17 protein-coding genes are annotated in these 19192 nt (G+C 63.9%); 11 read left to right on the top strand and 6 right to left on the bottom strand.

Going from position 1 to position 19192, the window contains the following annotated elements; all coding sequences use genetic code 11:
- Window positions 1-3: 3 nt before the first annotated feature.
- The 3 genes from fes to entF are packed head-to-tail and all read left to right on the top strand — an operon-like array spanning window position 4 to window position 5335.
- Window positions 4-1212 carry an enterochelin esterase gene (gene fes, locus LPQ25_RS18770; protein ID WP_012737618.1) on the top strand — a complete coding sequence of 403 codons (1209 nt, stop codon included), beginning with the start codon at window positions 4-6 and terminating at the stop codon, window positions 1210-1212.
- A gap of 27 nt (window positions 1213-1239) precedes the next feature.
- A complete protein-coding gene (locus LPQ25_RS18765) occupies window positions 1240-1443 on the top strand; it encodes an MbtH family protein (protein WP_004178967.1) in 204 nt (67 codons plus the stop codon).
- A 10-nt stretch (window positions 1444-1453) separates the two neighbouring features.
- Entirely contained in the window at window positions 1454-5335 is a 3882-nt protein-coding gene (gene entF / locus LPQ25_RS18760) for an enterobactin non-ribosomal peptide synthetase EntF (RefSeq protein WP_012737619.1), read from the top strand.
- Window positions 5336-5399: 64 nt separating this feature from the next.
- Here the strand turns inward: entF and fepC are convergent, their stop codons facing one another.
- From fepC to fepD, 3 genes are read right to left on the bottom strand one after another with little or no spacing between them, the layout of a single operon-like run.
- Window positions 5400-6194 (bottom strand): iron-enterobactin ABC transporter ATP-binding protein, encoded by a 795-nt coding sequence (gene fepC / locus LPQ25_RS18755; RefSeq protein WP_002893737.1) that lies wholly within the window; start codon window positions 6192-6194, stop codon window positions 5400-5402.
- Window positions 6191-7183 carry an iron-enterobactin ABC transporter permease gene (fepG, locus tag LPQ25_RS18750; protein WP_004147521.1) on the bottom strand — a complete coding sequence of 331 codons (993 nt, stop codon included), beginning with the start codon at window positions 7181-7183 and terminating at the stop codon, window positions 6191-6193. The genes fepC and fepG overlap by 4 nt, the downstream gene beginning before the upstream one ends.
- Window positions 7180-8187 carry a Fe(3+)-siderophore ABC transporter permease gene (fepD, locus tag LPQ25_RS18745; RefSeq protein WP_004176917.1) on the bottom strand — a complete coding sequence of 336 codons (1008 nt, stop codon included), beginning with the start codon at window positions 8185-8187 and terminating at the stop codon, window positions 7180-7182. Before fepD ends, fepG begins: the two co-directional genes overlap by 4 nt.
- Before the next feature lie 112 nt (window positions 8188-8299).
- Here fepD and entS point away from each other — a divergent pair, with 112 nt between their 5' ends.
- Window positions 8300-9541: an enterobactin transporter EntS gene (entS, locus tag LPQ25_RS18740; protein ID WP_004147525.1), complete on the top strand. Its 1242-nt coding sequence runs from the start codon at window positions 8300-8302 to the stop codon at window positions 9539-9541.
- A gap of 144 nt (window positions 9542-9685) precedes the next feature.
- Here the strand turns inward: entS and fepB are convergent, their stop codons facing one another.
- Window positions 9686-10645: a Fe2+-enterobactin ABC transporter substrate-binding protein gene (gene fepB / locus LPQ25_RS18735; protein ID WP_012737621.1), complete on the bottom strand. Its 960-nt coding sequence runs from the start codon at window positions 10643-10645 to the stop codon at window positions 9686-9688.
- Window positions 10646-10833: 188 nt separating this feature from the next.
- Between fepB and entC the strand changes: the two genes are divergently transcribed.
- The 7 genes from entC to LPQ25_RS18700 all read left to right on the top strand — a co-directional run bounded on the left by entC (window position 10834) and on the right by LPQ25_RS18700 (window position 18424).
- The gene (gene entC / locus LPQ25_RS18730) at window positions 10834-12009 is read left to right on the top strand and encodes an isochorismate synthase EntC (protein ID WP_014907941.1); all 1176 of its coding nucleotides are present in this window, start codon (window positions 10834-10836) and stop codon (window positions 12007-12009) included.
- Between the two features lie 9 nt (window positions 12010-12018).
- Entirely contained in the window at window positions 12019-13626 is a 1608-nt protein-coding gene (entE, locus tag LPQ25_RS18725; protein WP_004183353.1) for a (2,3-dihydroxybenzoyl)adenylate synthase EntE, read from the top strand.
- Window positions 13627-13639: 13 nt separating this feature from the next.
- Window positions 13640-14491 carry an enterobactin biosynthesis bifunctional isochorismatase/aryl carrier protein EntB gene (gene entB / locus LPQ25_RS18720; protein ID WP_004210873.1) on the top strand — a complete coding sequence of 284 codons (852 nt, stop codon included), beginning with the start codon at window positions 13640-13642 and terminating at the stop codon, window positions 14489-14491.
- 8 nt (window positions 14492-14499) lie between these two features.
- A complete protein-coding gene (gene entA, locus LPQ25_RS18715) occupies window positions 14500-15246 on the top strand; it encodes a 2,3-dihydro-2,3-dihydroxybenzoate dehydrogenase EntA (RefSeq protein WP_086074289.1) in 747 nt (248 codons plus the stop codon).
- On the top strand, window positions 15247-15660 hold the full coding sequence (gene entH, locus LPQ25_RS18710) for a proofreading thioesterase EntH (protein WP_048336736.1): 414 nt from the start codon (window positions 15247-15249) through the stop codon (window positions 15658-15660). It abuts the gene before it with no gap.
- A gap of 356 nt (window positions 15661-16016) precedes the next feature.
- Window positions 16017-18122: a pyruvate/proton symporter CstA gene (gene cstA / locus LPQ25_RS18705; protein ID WP_012737624.1), complete on the top strand. Its 2106-nt coding sequence runs from the start codon at window positions 16017-16019 to the stop codon at window positions 18120-18122.
- A 104-nt stretch (window positions 18123-18226) separates the two neighbouring features.
- The gene (locus tag LPQ25_RS18700; RefSeq protein ID WP_002893903.1) at window positions 18227-18424 is read left to right on the top strand and encodes a YbdD/YjiX family protein; all 198 of its coding nucleotides are present in this window, start codon (window positions 18227-18229) and stop codon (window positions 18422-18424) included.
- Here LPQ25_RS18700 and LPQ25_RS18695 read toward each other — a convergent pair.
- Entirely contained in the window at window positions 18421-18825 is a 405-nt protein-coding gene (locus LPQ25_RS18695; protein ID WP_012737625.1) for a helix-turn-helix domain-containing protein, read from the bottom strand. The two genes, LPQ25_RS18700 and LPQ25_RS18695, sit on opposite strands and share 4 nt — an antisense overlap.
- Window positions 18800-19102: a type II toxin-antitoxin system RelE family toxin gene (locus tag LPQ25_RS18690; RefSeq protein WP_002893907.1), complete on the bottom strand. Its 303-nt coding sequence runs from the start codon at window positions 19100-19102 to the stop codon at window positions 18800-18802. The genes LPQ25_RS18695 and LPQ25_RS18690 overlap by 26 nt, the downstream gene beginning before the upstream one ends.
- Between the last annotated feature and the right edge of the window lie 90 nt (window positions 19103-19192).

The following is a 19192-nucleotide window of genomic DNA, read 5'->3' as shown; positions in this document are numbered from 1 at the left end:
AGAATGTTAAGGACAGGAAGCGAGGAGTGGTGGCAAACCCTGCGGGGGCCGCAGTGCCGCGCAGTGGATGACGCCATTGAGGTAACGTTCTGGTGGCGGGACCCGGCGGGGGATGAAACCTGCTCTCCCCATCGTCGGGTATGGCTCTATATCACCGGCGTGACCGACCACCATCAGAATGCGCGGCCGCAATCGCTGCAACGTCTCCCCGGGACCGACGCCTGGTTCTGGCGCACTACGCTGTCGCCGACCTGGCGCGGCAGCTACTGTTTTATTCCCTCCGACCGTGACGATGATTTTTCCCCTGAGGTGTTCAGCGCTGATGCGCCCGACCGCGCGCTGCTACGCGAAGGCTGGCGCAAACTGCTGCCGCGGGCGATAGCCGATCCGCTGAACCCGCACAGCTGGCTGGGCGGACGCGGCCATGGCGTGTCCGCCCTGGAGATGCCGCAGGCCCCCGCGCAGCCCGGCTGGGACCCGCTTAATGAGGCACATCCTGCCGCCCGTTGCCTTGAGTGGCGCAGCGCGCGTCTGGGCAACCATCGCCGGGTCTGGATCTACACCCCTGGCGAGGCCGTCGACCCGCAAACGCGGCCGCTGGCGATCCTGCTCGACGGCCAGTTCTGGGCCGAGAGCATGCCGGTGTGGTCGCCGCTGGCCGCCCTGACCCGCGAGGGGAGACTGCCGCCGGCGGTCTACCTGCTGATCGACGCGATCGACAACCAGCGCCGCGGGGTTGAGCTGCCCTGTCACCGCGATTTCTGGCTGGCGGTGCAGGAGGAGCTCCTGCCGCTGGTCCACGGCTATGCCCCGTTCAGCGACCGCCCGGATCGGACGGTGGTGGCCGGGCAAAGCTTCGGCGGTCTGGCGGCGATGTTCGCCGCTCTCAACTGGCCGCAGCGCTTTGGCTGCGTGCTCAGCCAGTCAGGCTCCTACTGGTGGCCGCACCGCGATGGCCGCGGGATGGGCTTTATCGGCGAACAGCTTCGCCAGGGTGAGGTGTCCGCGGCCGGGCTGCGCGTCTGGCTGGAAGCGGGCCAACGCGAACCGATCATTTTTCGCGCGAACCAGGCGCTACTGGCGCAACTCACCACAACACAGCAGACGATTTTCTGGCGTCAGGTTGACGGCGGGCATGATGCGCTTTGCTGGCGCGGCGGGCTGACGGCAGGGCTTATCCAGCTCTGGCAGCCTCTGCTGTCGCACCCTTAGCATCGCGTTTTACGACAGGAGTTTGATATGCAATTCAGTAACCCCTTCGACAATCCGCAAGGGCAGTTTTACATTCTGCGCAATGATCAGCAGCAGTACAGCCTGTGGCCGGCGCACTGCGACCTGCCTGCCGGCTGGGCGGTGGTGTGCCCCCCGCAGTCGGCCGAGGCCTGCAACGCCTGGCTGGCGGCCAACTGGTCAACCCTGACCCCCGCCCATCATGCGTCATAAGGAGCTGACAATGACCACTCGTTTACCGCTGGTTGCCGCGCAGCCGGGGATCTGGATGGCCGAGCGCCTCTCCACTCTGCCAGGCGCCTGGAGCGTAGCCCACTATGTTGAACTACGCGGCGCCCTCGATCCGACGCTGCTGGGAAAAGCGATTGTCGCCGGTCTGCAGCAGGCGGACACCCTCAGCCTGCGCTTTGAGGAAGAGGAGGGGGAAGTCTGGCAGTGGCTGGCGGCCGACCGCACCTTTGGCGAACCGTCGATCATTGACCTGCGTACGGCGCCGGATCCGCATCGCGCCGCCACGGAGCGGATGCAGGCGGACCTGGCGCAGGATCTGCGTGTCGACGGCGGCAACCCGCTGGTGTGCCATCAGCTGCTGCGCGTCGGCGACGACCGCTGGTACTGGTATCAGCGATATCACCACTTGCTGGTGGATGGCTTCAGCTTCCCGGCGATAACCCGGCAGATCGCCGCCATTTACCGCGCCTGGCAGCGGGGGGAAGCCACTCCTGAGTCGCCTTTCACCCCCTTCGCCGAGGTGGTGGACGAGTACCAGCGCTACGCCGGCAGCGAGGCCTGGCAGCGGGATAAAGCCTTCTGGCAGGCTCAGCGCCAGGCGTTACCGGCGCCTGCCTCACTCTCTGCCGCGCCGCTGGGCGGGCGCGCCGCCGGGAGCGATATCTGGCGGATGAAGCTGGAGATGAACGCCGACGCCTTCCGCCGCCTGGCCAGCCATGCGCCGCAGTGTCAGCCCGCTGACCTGGCGCTGGCGCTCACCACGCTGTGGCTGGGCCGCCTGTGCAACCGGATGGACTACGCGGCGGGCTTTATCTTTATGCGTCGGATGGGTTCAGCCGCGCTGACCTCGACAGGGCCGGTGCTCAATGTCCTGCCTCTGGCGGTGCATATTGACGCCCGGGAGACGCTGGCGGACCTGGCGATGCGCCTCGCCGCTCAGCTGAAAAAGATGCGCCGCCATCAGCGCTATGACGCCGAGCAGATCGTCCGCGACAGCGGCAAAGCGGCAGGGGACGAACCGCTGTTCGGCCCGGTGCTGAACGTCAAAGTCTTTGATTACCAGCTGGATATCGATGGTGTGCAGGCAGTGACCCACACCCTCGCCACCGGCCCGGTCAACGATCTCGAGCTGGCGCTGTTCCCGGATGAGACCGGCGGGCTGTCGCTGGAAATCCTCGCCAACAAGGCCCGGTACGACGAAGCCGAGCTCCGTCGCCACATGGCGCGACTGACCGCGCTGCTGGCGCAGTTCGCCGCCGATCCGACGCTGCGCTGCGGCGAAGCAGAGATGCTCTCCGCCGACGAGCTGGCCCGGCTGGCGGCGGTCAACGATACCGCTGTGCCGCTGCCTGCCACCACCCTCAGCGCGCTGGTGGCCGACCAGGCGCGGAAGACCCCGGATGCGCCGGCGCTGGCGGACGCCCGCTGGCAGTTCAGCTATCGCGAGATGCGTCAGCAGGTGGTGGCGCTCGCGCAGCTGCTGCGTCAGCGCGGCGTGAAGCCTGGGGACAGCGTGGCGGTGGCCCTGCCGCGCTCGGTGTTCCTGACCCTGGCGCTGCACGGCATTGTCGAAGCGGGGGCCGCCTGGCTGCCGCTGGACACCGGCTACCCGGACGACCGCCTGCGGATGATGCTGGAAGACGCCCGGCCGTCGCTGCTGATCGCCACGGAGGATCAACTGGCCCGCTTCAGCGATATTCCGGGGCTGGAAAGCCTCTGCTACCAGCAGCCGCTGGCCGCCGGGGATGACGCGCCGCTGGCGCTGTCAAAACCAGACCATACCGCCTACATCATCTTTACCTCCGGCTCCACCGGGCGGCCGAAAGGGGTGATGGTCGGCCAGACCGCCATCGTCAACCGCCTGCTGTGGATGCAGGATCGCTATCCGTTATCTGCCGACGACGTGGTGGCGCAGAAAACGCCGTGCAGTTTCGACGTGTCGGTGTGGGAATTCTGGTGGCCGTTTATCGCCGGCGCGCAGCTGGTGATGGCCGAGCCGGAGGCGCACCGCGACCCGCAGGCGATGCAGCAGTTCTTCGCCCGCTACGGCGTGACCACCACCCACTTTGTGCCGTCGATGCTGGCGGCGTTTGTCGCCTCGCTGGATGCCGACAGCGTCGCTGCCTGCCGCACGCTGCGGCGGGTATTCTGCAGCGGCGAAGCGCTGCCGACGGAATTGTGCCGCGAGTGGGAGCGCTTGACCGGCGCGCCGCTGCATAACCTGTACGGCCCGACGGAGGCGGCGGTGGACGTCAGCTGGTATCCGGCCTGCGGCCCTGAGCTGGCGGCCGTGACCGGCAGCAGCGTGCCGATTGGCTGGCCGGTGTGGAACACCGGGCTGCGCATTCTCGATGCCGCGATGCGCCCGGTACCGCCGGGGGTGGCGGGGGATCTTTATCTCACCGGCATCCAGCTGGCGCAGGGCTATCTGGGGCGCCCGGATCTCACCGCCAGCCGCTTTATCGCCGACCCGTTTGCCCCCGGCGAGCGGATGTATCGCACCGGCGACGTGGCGCGCTGGCTGGCGAACGGCGCGGTGGAGTACCTTGGCCGCAGCGACGATCAGCTGAAGATCCGCGGGCAGCGCATCGAGCTTGGCGAGATTGATCGGGTGATGTCGGCCCTGCCGGACGTGGGGCAGGCGGTGAGTCACGCCTGCGTCTTCAACCAGGCGGCGGCGACCGGCGGTGATGCCCGACAGCTGGTGGGCTATCTGGTCTCTGACTCCGGCCTGCCGCTGGATACCGCGGCGCTGAAAGCGCGGCTGGCGGAACAGCTGCCGCCGCATATGGTGCCGGTGGTGCTGATGCAGCTCGCTGAGCTGCCGCTGAGCGCCAACGGCAAACTGGACCGCAAAGCGCTGCCGCTGCCGACCCTCGGTGGCGAGCGCATCGGCCGGCCGCCGGAGCCCGGCATGGAAACTCTTGTCGCCGCCGCCTTCAGCCAGCTGCTGGGCTGCGAGGTGAACGATATCGACGCCGATTTCTTCGCCCTTGGCGGTCATTCGCTGCTGGCGATGCGCCTGGCGGCACAGCTCAGCCGCCAGCTGGCGCGGCAGGTGACCCCGGGGCAGGTGATGGTGGCCTCGACGGTGGGCAAACTGAGCGCGCTGCTGGCCGCCGATCTCAGCGATGAGCAGGCCCAGCGCCTGGGGCTGGATACGCTTCTGCCGCTGCGCGAGAGCGACGGCCCGACGCTGTTCTGCTTCCATCCCGCCTCCGGCTTCGCCTGGCAGTTCAGCGTCCTGGCGCGCTATCTCAGCCCGCGCTGGTCGATTACCGGTATTCAGTCGCCGCGCCCGCAGGGGCCGATGGCCAGCGCCGCCAGCCTCGACGAGGTGTGCGAGCATCATCTGCGCACGCTGCTGGCGCAGCAGCCGCACGGCCCTTATTACCTGTTCGGGTATTCGCTGGGCGGCACCTTAGCCCAGGGGATTGCCGCCCGCTTGCGCCAGCGCGGCGAAGCGGTGGCCTTCCTCGGCCTGCTGGATACCTGGCCGCCGGAGACGCAAAACTGGGCAGAGAAAGAGGCCAACGGGCTGGATCCCGAGGTACTGGCGGAGATCGACCGCGAGCGCGAAGCGTTCCTCGCCGCCCAGCAGGGGCAAGCCTCCGGCGAGCTGTTCAGCGCCATCGAAGGCAACTATGCCGATGCGGTGCGGCTGTTAACCACCGCGCATAGCGCGAAGTTTGACGGCAAGGCGACGCTGTTCGTGGCGGAGAAGACGCGGCAGGAGGGGATGGATCCGCAGGTCGTATGGGGCCCGTGGGTGGGGGAACTGGAGGTGTTCAGCCAGAACTGCGCCCACGTCGATATCATCTCCCCGCAGGCCTTTGAGGCCATCGGTCCGGTGGTCAGGGAGATTCTGGGGTAACGGTTGAGTTCGGGCTACAGCAGGTAGCCCGGCTCAGCGTAGCGCAAGCCGGGGAAAGAGGAGATTACCGGCGGCCCAGCGGGACCACCAGCGGCGTATGCGCCACCGGATCTTCAATGATCGTGCAGCGCAGACCGTAAATCCGTTCAATCAGATCGGCGGTGACGATCTCCTTCGGCGCCCCCTCGGCGACGATCCTGCCGTCGCGCAGGGCGATCAGGTGGGTGGCGTAGCGGCAGGCCTGGTTAAGATCGTGCAGCACCGCCGCCAGGGTATAGCCCTTCTCGCGATTCAGCTCGCTCAACAGTTCCAGTAGGTCGATCTGATGGCTGATGTCCAGCCAGGTGGTCGGCTCATCCAGCAGCATAATCGCCGTCTCCTGGGCCAGCACCATCGCAATCCACGCCCGCTGCCGCTGGCCGCCGGAAAGCGTGTCGACGCTCTGCAGCGCCAGATCGCTGATCCCGGTCGCCCGCATCGCCTTGTTCACCGCCTCTTCATCTTCTTTGCGCCAGCGGGTAAACAGCGGCTGGTGCGGATAGCGCCCGCGGGCCACCAGCTCCTGCACCGTGATATCGCCAGGGGTGGTGGCATTCTGCGCCAGCAGCCCGATGCGGCGGGCAACCTCTTTACTGGCGTACTGCTGGATCTGCGCGCCGTCGAGCCAGACGTGGCCGCTGGCGGGCGTCATCAGGCGACTGAGGGTGCGCAATAGCGTCGACTTGCCGCAGCCGTTGGGGCCGATAATGGCGGTGAAGTGACCGTCAGGGATGGTCACGTTCAGCGACTCGGCGATGGTCTTGTTCCCGTAGGCCAGGGTTAACTGCTCGCCGCGCAAACGGGAGGGGACAGCACTCATTTTTTGCGGGACTCCTGAATCAACAATGCAATAAGGTAAATACCGCCGAGGCTGACGGTTAACACGCCAACCGGCAGCTGCCACGGCATAAACAGCCGTTGGGCGCCGTAATCGGCCAGCGCCAGCAGCAGCGCGCCGCACAGGGCCGACTGGGTCAGTCCCCAGCGGGCCGTGCCGCTCAGGCGGCGGGCGATATGCGGCGCCACCAGCGCGATAAATGAGATTGGCCCGGCCAGCGCCGTCGAGGCGGCGGTGAGCACCACCGCCACCAGCATCAGCAGCAGGCGCGAACGCTCGACCTGCACCCCCAGCGCGCAGGCGGTATCGTCGCCCATCTCCAGCAGCCGCATCCGGCGAACCAGCAGGGCGCTGCCCACCAGCATCAACAGGATCAGCGGCGCCGACGGCCAGGTTTTACCCCAGGTCAGGCCATTAAGCGATCCGGCGTTCCACAGGCCCGCAGAAAGGGCGGTCTCCAGCGAGGCGCGCAGCAGCAGCCAGGTGTTGAATGCCACCAGCATGGCGCGCACGCCGATGCCGATAATGATCAGGCGGAAGGTTTCGATCCCGTTGCGCCAGGCCAGCAGCCAGACCACCAGCGAGGTCAGCACCCCGCCGGCCATCGCCGCCAGGGCGATCGCCGTCAGGTTCTGGCCGAAGAGGACCATTGCCACCAGCACGCCGCTCCAGGCGCCGGTGTTAAAGCCCATCACGTCCGGGCTGCCGAGCGGGTTACGGGTCAGCGACTGGAAAATGGCGCCGCTGACGCCGAGCGCGGCGCCGATGAGCAGCGCCATTAACACCCGCGGCAGCCGCCATTCGTTCACCACCATCGCGACGTTGCGCGGCGCATCGCCGAACAGCGCCGAGAACACCTGGTCAATCGTCAGGGGCACCGGGCCTTGCGCCAGCCCGAGCAGGGAAATCAGCAGGCTGGCGGCCATTAGCAGCAGACAGCTGGCTATCAGGCGGCGGGACGGGGCAATCACAGGCCACCTCCCCGCGGCTGGCGGCGCACCAGCCAGATCAGCACCGGCGCGCCGAGAAAGGCGCTCACCACCGATACCCGCAGTTCGCCGGGCACCAGCAGGCGGCCAATCACGTCGGCAAACAGCAGCAGGGCCGGGGTGGCGAGCAGGGTGACCGGCAGCGACCAGCGATGATCGGCCCCCACCAGCCAGCGCGCCATATGCGGCATCATCAGGCCGATAAAGGCGATGGGGCCGACGACGGCGGTGGCGCTGCCGCACAGGACGGTGATGACGATCAGGCCGATCAGCTGGGTACGGGCGACGCGGCTGCCGAGGGCGGTGGCGGTATCGTTGCCCAGGCTCAGGCTGTTCAGCGCCCGGCTCAGCAGCAGAGCGGCGATCCCCGCCACCACTACCGGCAGCAGGACAATTTTCAGCGTTTGCAGGGTGCGGATATCCAGCGAACCGGCCTGCCAGAAGCGTAGCTGATCGTAGACGTCCGGGTTGAGCAGGGCGATGCCGTTGGACAGCCCCTCGAGTACCGCCGCAAGGGCGACCCCGGCGAGAGTGAGGCGCACCGGGCTCAGCTGACCGCCGCCCTGGCTGCCGGTAAAGGCTACCAGCAGCGAGGCGCAGAGCGCGCCGCAGAATGCCAGCAGCAGCTGCTCCTGCGGGGAAGTGATCCCAAACAGCGCCGCGCCGAGGACGATGGCGAAGCTGGCGCCGGAGTTGACCCCCAGCAGGCCGGGGTCGGCCAGCGGGTTGCGGGTGAGCGTCTGCATCAGCGCGCCGGCGAGGCCGAGGGCGACGCCGGCCAGCAGACCGGCCAGAGTGCGCGGCAGGCGCGCGTCCAGCACGATAGTGCAATCAGCGCTTTGACAGGTTCCGCTGAAGGCGGTGAATACCGTGCCGATCGGCAACGATTTGGCGCCGATGGTCAGGCTAAGCGCGGCGGCTAAGGCGAGTAATAGCAACAATCCGGGCACGGCGACAGAGCGTACCGCGGTCGTAGAAAACGACATAACTGACATCCCTGATATGATAATGATAGTAATTATCGTTATCGATTTTATTCAGCTATGGTAGCATGACCCACAGTAAAAAGGGTATTAAAAATAACGACAAGGCGCTGTAATGAACCGACAATCCTGGCTGCTCAATCTCAGCCTGCTGAAAACTCACCCGGCGTTTCGCGCCGTTTTTATCGCTCGCTTTATCTCTATTCTGTCGCTTGGCCTGCTGGGCGTGGCCATTCCGGTGCAGATCCAGATGATGACCCATTCGACCTGGCAGGTCGGGCTGTCGGTGACGCTGACCGGGGCGTCGATGTTTGTTGGTCTGATGGTGGGGGGCGTGCTGGCTGACCGCTATGAACGTAAACGCCTGATCCTGCTGGCGCGCGGCACCTGCGGCGTGGGCTTTGTCGGCCTGTGTCTGAACGCCCTGTTGCCGGAGCCGTCGCTGGCGGCGATCTACCTGCTGGGGATCTGGGATGGGTTCTTCGCCTCGCTGGGGGTGACCGCGCTGCTGGCGGCGACCCCGGCGCTGGTGGGGCGGGAAAACCTGATGCAGGCCGGGGCCATCACCATGTTGACGGTGCGCCTGGGCTCGGTGATTTCGCCGATGATCGGCGGCCTGCTGCTGGCCACCGGCGGCGTGGCGTGGAACTTCGGCCTGGCGGCGGCGGGGACCTTTATCACCACCTTAACCCTGCTGCGTCTGCCGCAGCTGCCGCCGCCTCCGCAGCCGCGCGAGCATCCGCTGCGCTCCCTGCTGGCGGGGCTGACCTTCCTCTGCCGGAGCCCGCTTATCGGCGGGATTGCGCTGCTTGGCGGTCTGCTGACCATGGCCAGCGCGGTGCGGGTGCTCTATCCGGCGCTGGCCGGTAGCTGGCAGATGTCGGCCGGACAGATTGGCCTGCTGTACGCCGCTATTCCGCTCGGTGCGGCGCTGGGGGCGTTGACCAGCGGCCAGCTGGCCCAGACGGTGCGGCCGGGCGCGCTGATGCTGGCGACGACGGTGGGATCGTTTGTCGCCATTGCGCTGTTCAGCCTGATGCCGCACTGGGCATTGGGCGCGCTGTGCCTGGCGCTGTTTGGCTGGCTGAGCGCTATTAGCTCGCTGCTGCAGTACACCCTGATCCAGACCCAGACGCCGGAACATATGCTCGGGCGGATTAACGGTCTGTGGACCGCGCAAAACGTCACCGGCGACGCCATCGGCGCGGCGCTGCTCGGCGGCTTAGGGGCGGTGATGACGCCGGCGGCATCCGCCAGCGCCAGCGGCTGGGCGCTGGCGCTTGTCGGTGTGCTGCTGGTTGGGCTGCTACGCGAGCTGCGCCGTTTCCAGCGCCCGGAAATCGTCAACGAAAGTTAAGTAGGGTGCGATTGCCCGGTGGCGGCTACGCCTTACCGGGCCTGGGGTACGGCAGGCCGGTACAAGCTCAGTAGGCCGGGCAAGCGCAGCGCCGCCCGGCAAAGAGTTCAGGTTGCGTGCCCCGGCCTGATGGCGCAGCCCGCGTTAGCCGAACAGGCTGGAGAGACGCTGGAGCACCAGCAGAGCGCTGTAGTAGTCAAGGCGGAAGGTCTCGGTGCCCAGCGGGTAGACGCGTTTGTCTGCGACCGCAGGGAGATGCGCCAGCAGCGGGTTGGCGTAGATGGCATCCGCATCTTTCTGGTCGCCGGCGAACAGGAACAGGCTCTGGCCGTTCAGACCGGCCGCGAGGTTCTCCCCGCCCAGCTGCACGATATCGTGGCGTTTACCCTGGCTATGGCTGGCGGGCAGGCCGCCCGGCAGCGTCGCCAGGCTAAAGCCCAGCTGTTCGAGCATCTGCCCCTGAGCCGATTCCGGCGTCCAGATATTGGCGCTGTGCGCGGCGGCGGTATAGACCAGGGCGGTCACCGGCTGCGGCGGCAGTTTCATTTTTTCTTTTAACGAAACGAGCTGTTTATTGAAGTCGGCAATGCGCGCGCTGGCCTGTTGTTCATGACCGGTGATCTGCCCCAGCTGGGTGAGCAGGGTTTGCCAGCTTTTATCGTCATAGTTGATGACCAGCGTCGGGGCGATGGTTTTAAGCTGATCGTACAGCGGCAGGGCGGAGTCGCCGCCGGTCGCGCTCACCAGGATCAGATCCGGCATCTGGGCGGCCACCGCTTCGGCGCTTGGTTCGCCGATGTACAGCCGCGCCAGCTTGCGGGCTTTGGCAACCTCGCTCCACTGGCGCAGAAAGCCCTGGCTATCTGCGACGCGGTTGTTCGGCGTGGTCGCGCCGCTGGCGACCACCGGAGCGTCAATCGCCAGCAGCGAACCGGTAAGCGTCACGCTGGTGGAGACAATGCGCAGCGGCTGACTCGGCAGGGTATGCGTCCCGTAGCTGTCGGTGACCTGGCGCGGCCAGTCCGCCGCCTGGGCTGAGGTAATTCCTAAAAGCAACAGCATGCCGGTCAGCGCACCGCGGCGGCAGAAAGAAAAGAAGTTCACGTCATCGCATCCTGATTTGAAAGGTGATAAATGCGTCTCATTTTCAACTTTGTGTCAGCAGGATGCAAGCCAAAGTGGCGGCGCCATGACGTAACGCGGTTGACATGGCGGGCAATACCTTTTAGGTTAGCCAACCAAAATATAAATGATAATTATTCTTAATATCTTTATCGTTTTTGGAGGATGATATGGAAACGTCACTGGCTGAGGATGTAAAGAAACCGACCCGGACCCTGTCGCCGGACAGCTTCTTCTTTATGTCGCCGTACCGCAGTTTTACCACTTCAGGCCGCTTCCGTCGCTTCTCACAGCCCGCCGTTGGCGGCGATGCGCTGGACGGCGAGTTCCAGCAGCAGATGGCGGCCGCCTTTGCCGAGGCCCGGACGGCGGGGATCCGCAAGCCGGTGATGGTCGGGGCTATCCCGTTCGACACCTGTCAGCCTTCCGAGCTCTATATCCCCGAGCGCTGGGAAGCGTTCTCTCGCCCGGAAAAGCAGCGTTCCGCCCGCTATGCCGCGCCGCTGGAGGCGATGGAGGTGGTGGAGCGTCGGGAGATCCCGGAGCAGGACGCGTTTTTAGCCATGGTGGAACGCGCCGCCGCGCTGACCGCCACCCCGGAAGTCGACAAAGTGGTGCTATCAAGGCTTATCGATATTACCACCCGCGACCGCGTCGACAGCGGCGCGCTGATGGAGCGACTGATCGCCCAGAACCCCGCCAGCTTTAACTTCCACGTGCCGCTCTCCGACGGCGGCGTGCTGCTGGGCGCCAGCCCGGAGCTGCTGCTGCGTAAAGAAGGACAGCACTTCAGCTCTCTGCCGCTGGCCGGCTCCGCCCGTCGCCAGCCGGACGATGTGCTGGATCGGGAAGCAGGCAACAGGCTGTTGGCCTCCGGCAAAGATCGCCACGAGCACGAGCTGGTGACCCAGGCGATGAAGAGCGTGCTGGGCCCGCGCAGCAGTCAGCTGTCGCTACCGGAGTCGCCGCAGCTGATTACCACCCCGACGCTCTGGCATCTGGCGACGCCGATCGCAGGCACCGCGCTGGCGGAAGAAAACGCCATGTCGCTGGCCTGTCTGCTGCACCCGACGCCGGCGCTGAGCGGTTTCCCGCATCAGGCGGCGAAGCGCCTGATTGCTGAACTGGAACCCTTCGATCGCCAGCTGTTCGGTGGCATCGTCGGCTGGTGCGATGACGAAGGCAACGGCGAGTGGGTGGTGACTATCCGCTGCGCGCGTCTGCAGCAGCGTACGCTGCGCCTGTTTGCCGGCGCGGGCATTGTTCCGGCCTCCTCGCCGCTGGGCGAATGGCGCGAAACCGGCGTCAAACTGACCACCATGCTTAACGTATTTGGCTTGAACTAAGAGGCAAGGATGATTGCATTTACCCGTTGGCCGGAAGAGTTTGCGGCCCGCTATCGTCAAAAAGGCTACTGGCAGGATCTGCCGTTAACCAATCTGATCACCCGTCACGCGGAAAACGACGCCGTGGCGATTATCGATGGCGAGCGGCAGATTAGCTACCGCCAGTTTAACCAGCTGGTGGACAACCTCGCCTGCTCGCTGCAGCGCCAGGGACTGAAGCGCGGGGAGACCGCGCTGGTGCAGTTGGGCAATGTCGCCGAGTTTTACATGACCTTCTTTGCGCTGCTGCGCATCGGCGTCGCGCCAGTGAACGCTTTGTTCAGCCACCAGCGCAGCGAACTTAATGCCTACGCCGCGCAGATTAAACCGGCGCTGCTGATTGCCGATCGCGAGCACGCGCTGTTTGCTGACGATAGCTTTCTCCACGCGTTTATCGCGGAACATCCTTCCCTGCGCGTCGCACTGTTGCGTAACGACGGCGGCGAGCGCGATCTGGCGACGGAGATTAACCGCCCGGCGGATAACTTTATCGCCAATCCAACCCCTGCCGACGAAGTGGCCTTTTTCCAGCTCTCCGGCGGCAGCACCGGGACGCCGAAGCTTATCCCACGCACCCATAACGATTACGACTACAGTATCCGCCGCAGCAACGAGATCTGCGGGATTAACGCTGAAACGCGCTACCTCAACGCGCTGCCGGCGGCGCATAACTATGCGATGAGTTCCCCGGGTTCGCTCGGCGTCTTCCTCGCCGGCGGGCGGGTGATCCTCGCCGCCGACCCGAGCGCCACGCTCTGTTTCCCGCTGATCGAAAAACATCAGATCAACGTTGCCTCGCTGGTGCCGCCGGCGGTCAGCCTGTGGCTGCAGGCGATTCACGAATGGGGCAGCAACGCCCAGCTGCAATCGCTGCAGCTGCTGCAGGTCGGCGGCGCGCGCCTGTCAGCGACCCTCGCCGCGCGCATTCCGGCGGAAATCGGCTGCCAGCTGCAGCAGGTGTTCGGCATGGCGGAGGGGCTGGTGAATTACACCCGCCTTAACGATAGCCCGGAGCGGATCATCAATACCCAGGGCTGTCCGATGTGCCCGGACGATGAAGTGTGGGTAGCGGATGCCGACGGCAACCCGCTGCCGCGCGGCGAAGTGGGCCGCCTGATGACCCGCGGGCCGTACACTTTCCGCGGCTACTACAACAGCCCGCAGCATAACGCGGAAGCCTTTGACGCCGAGGGGTTTTATTGCTCCGGCGATCTGATTTCGATCGACGAAGATGGGTATATCACCGTCCAGGGCCGGGAAAAAGATCAGATCAACCGCGGCGGCGAGAAGATCGCCGCTGAAGAGATCGAAAACCTGCTGCTGCGCCATGAGGCGGTGATCCACGCCGCGCTGGTCAGCATCGAAGACAATCTGCTGGGCGAGAAAAGCTGCGCTTATCTGGTGGTGACCTCGCCGCTGCGCGCCGTCGCCGTGCGCCGCTTCCTGCGCGAGCAGGGGGTGGCGGAATTTAAACTGCCGGACCGCGTGGAGTGCGTTGCCGCGCTGCCGCTGACGCCGGTGGGCAAAGTCGATAAAAAACAATTACGTCAGTGGCTGGCCGAAGGCAAGCTGGGCTGAAGGAGAACAGAGAATGGCAATCCCTAAATTACAGGCATATGCGCTGCCGGAAGCCAGCGATATCCCGGCGAACAAGGTCAACTGGGCCTTTGAGCCGTCGCGCGCCGCGCTGCTGATCCACGATATGCAGGAATATTTCCTCAACTTCTGGGGCGAAAACAGCGCGATGATGGAGAAAGTGGTGGCTAATATCGCCGCCCTGCGCGACTTCTGCAAACAGAACGGCATTCCGGTGTACTACACTGCCCAGCCGAAAGAGCAGAGCGATGAAGACCGCGCCCTGCTGAATGATATGTGGGGGCCGGGTCTGACCCGCTCGCCGGAGCAGCAGCAGGTGATTGCCGCGCTGGCGCCGGATGAAGACGATACCGTGCTGGTGAAATGGCGCTACAGCGCGTTTCATCGCTCGCCGCTGGAGGAGATGCTGAAAGAGACCGGTCGCGACCAGCTGATCATCACCGGCGTTTACGCCCATATCGGCTGCATGACCACCGCCACCGATGCTTTCATGCGCGATATCAAACCGTTCTTTGTCGCCGACGCGCTGGCAGATTTCAGCCGTGAAGAGCACCTGATGGCGCTGAAATACGTCGCCGGCCGCTCCGGCCGCGTGGTGATGACCGAAGAGCTGCTACCGCTCCCAGCCTCCAAAGCGGCGCTGCGCGCGCTGATCCTGCCGCTGCTCGACGAATCCGATGAACCGCTGGATGATGAAAACCTGATCGACTACGGTCTGGATTCGGTGCGGATGATGGCCCTGGCCGCCCGCTGGCGCAAAGTGCACGGCGATATCGACTTCGTGATGCTGGCGAAAAACCCGACCATCGACGCCTGGTGGGCGCTGCTCACCCGCGAGGTGCAATAATGGCGGCGCTGGATTTTCACGGCCAGACCGTGTGGGTGACCGGCGCAGGTAAAGGGATTGGCTATGCCACCGCGCTGGCTTTCGTCGAGGCCGGGGCCAACGTCACCGGGTTCGACCTCGCCTTTGACGGCGAAAGCTACCCGTTTGCCACCGAAACGCTGGACGTTGCCGATGCCGACCAGGTACGCGAGGCATGCAGCCGGCTGTTGGCGAACACCGAGCGTTTAGATGTGCTGGTGAACGCCGCCGGGATCCTGCGCATGGGCGCTACCGACCAGCTGAGCGCGGAAGACTGGCAGCAGACCTTCGCGGTCAACGTCGGCGGCGCGTTTAATCTGTTTCAGCAGACGATGGCCCAGTTCCGTCGCCAGCGGGGCGGGGCGATCGTCACCGTCGCCTCCGATGCCGCGCACACGCCGCGCATCGGCATGAGCGCCTATGGCGCCTCGAAGGCGGCGCTGAAAAGCCTGGCGCTGACCGTCGGCCTTGAGCTGGCGGGCTGCGGGGTGCGCTGTAATCTGGTGTCGCCGGGCTCCACCGATACCGATATGCAGCGCACCCTGTGGGTCAGCGACGATGCAGAGCAGCAGCGGATCCGCGGCTTCGGCGAGCAGTTTAAGCTCGGCATCCCGCTGGGTAAAATCGCCCGCCCGCAGGAGATCGCCAATACCATTCTGTTCCTCGCCTCTTCTCACGCCAGCCATATCACCCTGCAGGATATCGTGGTTGATGGCGGCTCGACGCTGGGGGCGTAAATGGCCTGGAAGCGAGAGCTTACGCTGGCGGCGCTGAACGCCAGCAGCGAAAATACCCTGGTGGCGCATCTTGGCATCATCTACACCCGACTGGAAGAGGGGCTGCTGGAGGCGGAGATGCCGGTGGATGCGCGCACGCATCAGCCGTTTGGCCTGCTGCACGGCGGCGCTTCCGCGGCGCTGGCGGAGACGCTGGGCTCGATGGCCGGTTTGCTGATGACCGAAGAAGGGCAGTGCGTCGTCGGGACTGAGCTTAACGCCAGCCATCACCGGGCCGTCTCCAGCGGGAAAGTGCGCGGCGAGTGCCGTCCGCTGCATCTTGGCCGCCAGAGCCAGAGCTGGGAGATTGTGGTGTATGACGAGAAGGGGCGGCGCTGTTGCACCTGTCGTCTGGGCACCGCGGTGCTGGGCTAAGAAGCCGCTGTTTCCCCGGCTTGCGCTACGCTTAGCCGGGCTACGTATCGGCGCAATGGGGTAGCCCGGATAAGGCGCAGCGCGCCGCCATCCGGGAGTTTCCCTGCTCGCATTGCGCTTAGCAGGACTACGGATCTGTAGGTCGGGTAAGGCGTTAGCCGCCACCCGACAAAAAAAACGGCACCGTTCACGGTAACCCTTTCATTCATTTTCCTGCCTTAAGTGATCTCGCTAGCAATGTGAGACAAATCTCTGTGGGTGTACGGCATCTGCGATGTTTCGGTGTTGTTAAATTCTGCGTTGTGATCTAGAAACAAAATGTAACATCCTGATTACCCTACCGGTGGACCACAACAATGAATAATTCAGGGAAATACCTTATCTGGGCGCTGCTCTCCGTCATCGGAGCCTTCGCCCTCGGCTATATCGCTTTAAACCGGGGTGAGCAGATAAACGCGCTGTGGATTGTCGTCGCCGCGGTCTGCGTTTATTTGATCGCGTATCGTTTCTACGGCCTGTATATCGCTAAAACCGTGCTCGGCGTTGACCCGACGCGGATGACGCCCGCGGTGCGGCATAACGATGGCCTCGACTACGTTCCAACCGACAAAAAAGTGCTGTTCGGTCACCATTTTGCCGCCATTGCCGGCGCGGGGCCGCTGGTGGGCCCGGTGCTCGCCGCGCAGATGGGCTACCTGCCGGGGATGATCTGGATCCTCGCCGGCGTGGTGCTGGCTGGGGCGGTACAGGACTTTATGGTGCTGTTTGTTTCGACCCGCCGCGATGGCCGTTCGCTTGGCGAACTGGTTAAAGAGGAGATGGGACCGACCGCTGGTGTCCTGGCGCTGGTGGCCTGCTTTATGATCATGGTGATCATCCTCGCGGTCCTGGCGATGATTGTGGTGAAAGCGCTGACCCACAGTCCGTGGGGGACATACACCGTCGCCTTTACCATTCCGCTGGCGATCTTTATGGGCATCTACATCCGCTATCTGCGTCCGGGACGCATCGGCGAGGTGTCGGTGATAGGCCTGGTGATGCTGGTGTTCGCCATCATCTCCGGCGGCTGGGTGGCGGAAAGCCCGACCTGGGCGCCGTGGTTTGATTACACCGGCGTACAGCTGACCTGGATCCTGGTGGGCTACGGATTTGTGGCTGCGGTACTGCCGGTCTGGCTGCTGCTGGCCCCGCGCGACTACCTCTCCACCTTCCTGAAAATCGGCACCATCGTGGGGCTGGCGATTGGCATTCTGATTATGCGCCCGACCCTGACGATGCCGGCGCTGACCAAGTTCGTCGATGGTACCGGCCCGGTGTGGACCGGCAACCTGTTCCCGTTCCTGTTTATCACCATCGCCTGCGGCGCGGTCTCCGGCTTCCATGCGCTGATCTCCTCCGGCACCACGCCGAAAATGTTGGCCAACGAAAGCCAGGCCTGCTTTATCGGCTACGGCGGCATGTTGATGGAATCCTTCGTCGCTATTATGGCGCTGGTGGCGGCCTGTATTATCGATCCGGGCGTCTACTTCGCGATGAACAGCCCGATGGCGGTGCTGGCGCCGGCGGGTACCACCGATGTCGTCGCCTCGGCAGCGCAGGTGGTGAGCGGCTGGGGCTTTAGCATTACGCCTGATACGCTGCATCAAATCGCCAGCGAGGTCGGCGAACAGTCGATTATCTCCCGCGCCGGCGGCGCGCCAACGCTGGCGGTGGGGATGGCCTACATCCTGCACGGCTCGCTGGGCGGGCTGATGGATGTCTCGTTCTGGTACCACTTCGCCATTCTGTTTGAGGCGCTGTTTATCCTGACGGCGGTTGACGCCGGCACCCGCGCGGCGCGCTTTATGCTGCAGGATCTGCTGGGCGTGATTAGCCCGGGGCTGAAAAAAACCAGCTCGCTACCGGCCAACCTGCTGGCGACAGCGCTGTGCGTGCTGGCTTGGGGCTACTTCCTGCATCAGGGGGTGGTCGATCCGCTGGGCGGGATTAACACCCTATGGCCGCTGTTCGGTATTGCCAACCAGATGCTGGCGGGGATGGCGCTGATGCTCTGCGCGGTGGTCCTGTTCAAGATGAAACGCCAGCGCTACGCGTGGGTGGCGCTGCTGCCGACCAGCTGGCTGCTGATCTGTACGTTGACCGCCGGCTGGCAGAAGTCGTTTAGCCCGGACACCAAAGTTGGTTTCCTGGCGATCGCTAATAAATTCCAGGCGATGATCGACAGCGGCAACATTCCGCCGCAATATACCGAATCACAGCTGGCGCAGCTGGTGTTTAACAACCGTCTCGATGCCGGGCTGACCATCTTCTTTATGATTGTGGTGGTGGTGCTGGCGCTGTTCTCGATTAAAACCGCGCTGGCGGCGCTGAAAGAGGATAAACCAACGGCGAAAGAGACACCGTACCAGGCGATGCCCGCCGATGCGCAAACTATAACCGCGCAGGCGAAGCGCGCGCATTAACCGGTGTGCCGGGTGGCGGCTTCGCCTTACCCGGCCTGCATTTCCGATCCTCCCTCTCCCTTTGGGAGAGGCTCGGGGTGAGGGATACAAAAGAGAAATGACTTATGTTTGACACCCTTTCCAAAGCAGGTAAGTACCTGGGCCAGGCGGCGAAGATGATGATCGGCGTGCCGGATTACGATAACTACGTCGAGCACATGCGAATAACCCACCCGGATCAGACGCCGATGACTTATGAAGAGTTCTTTCGCGAACGCCAGGACGCGCGCTACGGCGGCAAGGGCGGGGCGAAGTGCTGTTAACCCTCTTTCGGCAGATAGAGGCTGATCTGCTCCTGAGTACAGCCGTAAATCGCCGCCAGCTTCTCGCGGGTGCGCTTTTGCGGACGAGAGTCCAGCGCTTCCAGTTGTGACACCGCGGACTGGCTGATGCCAAGCTTTTCGGCTACCTCCTGCTGGGACATCCCGCGCAGGATGCGCCACGCGGCCTGCAGGCTGACGTTTTCTTTATGCATCACGTCGCATACTTCGCCCGGCAGCATGACGTTATCATAGATATCTGATTCATAAGGAATATCTTCCCAGTCGCTTTCATCCTCGTCGTCGTACTCCAGCAGAGCCAGGCGCATACGAAAGTAATCGCTGTAAGGAATGACGACATACTGGTCTTTTCCTTCTTCATCCTTGATGTACTGAATAGTCATATTCGGTATCTTCCTCATGAAGGTAGGTGGTGGTGGTTCGGCGTTTAACCGCCACGACGTAGCAGGTATCGCCCGGCGGATCCCCAAAGGTGTAGATGACTCTGTAATCACCTAATCGCAGCCGGTAGTGGTTTTCGGGAGAGGACAATTTTTTGATATCCGAGATAGGTGAAGCTTTATCATCCATCTTCTCCAGCCTGGATTTAATGCGGCTCTTATACCGAGTATCGATTTTAGAAAATTGCTTATCTGCCGTTTTTGACCAGACAATTTTCATCCGTACCCCCACTGTACGCCCACACAAAATATAAGGAAATAATAAGACTATTAGATAAATTCCGAATTTCTTATGGGGTAATGTAGAGCG

The organism is Klebsiella sp. KPN54798 (genome assembly GCF_021184225.1).
Taxonomy (GTDB): Bacteria; Pseudomonadota; Gammaproteobacteria; order Enterobacterales; family Enterobacteriaceae; genus Klebsiella; species Klebsiella pneumoniae.
Note: the sequence above shows the minus strand (reverse complement) of the source record. Positions and strands in the feature narration are given on the sequence as shown.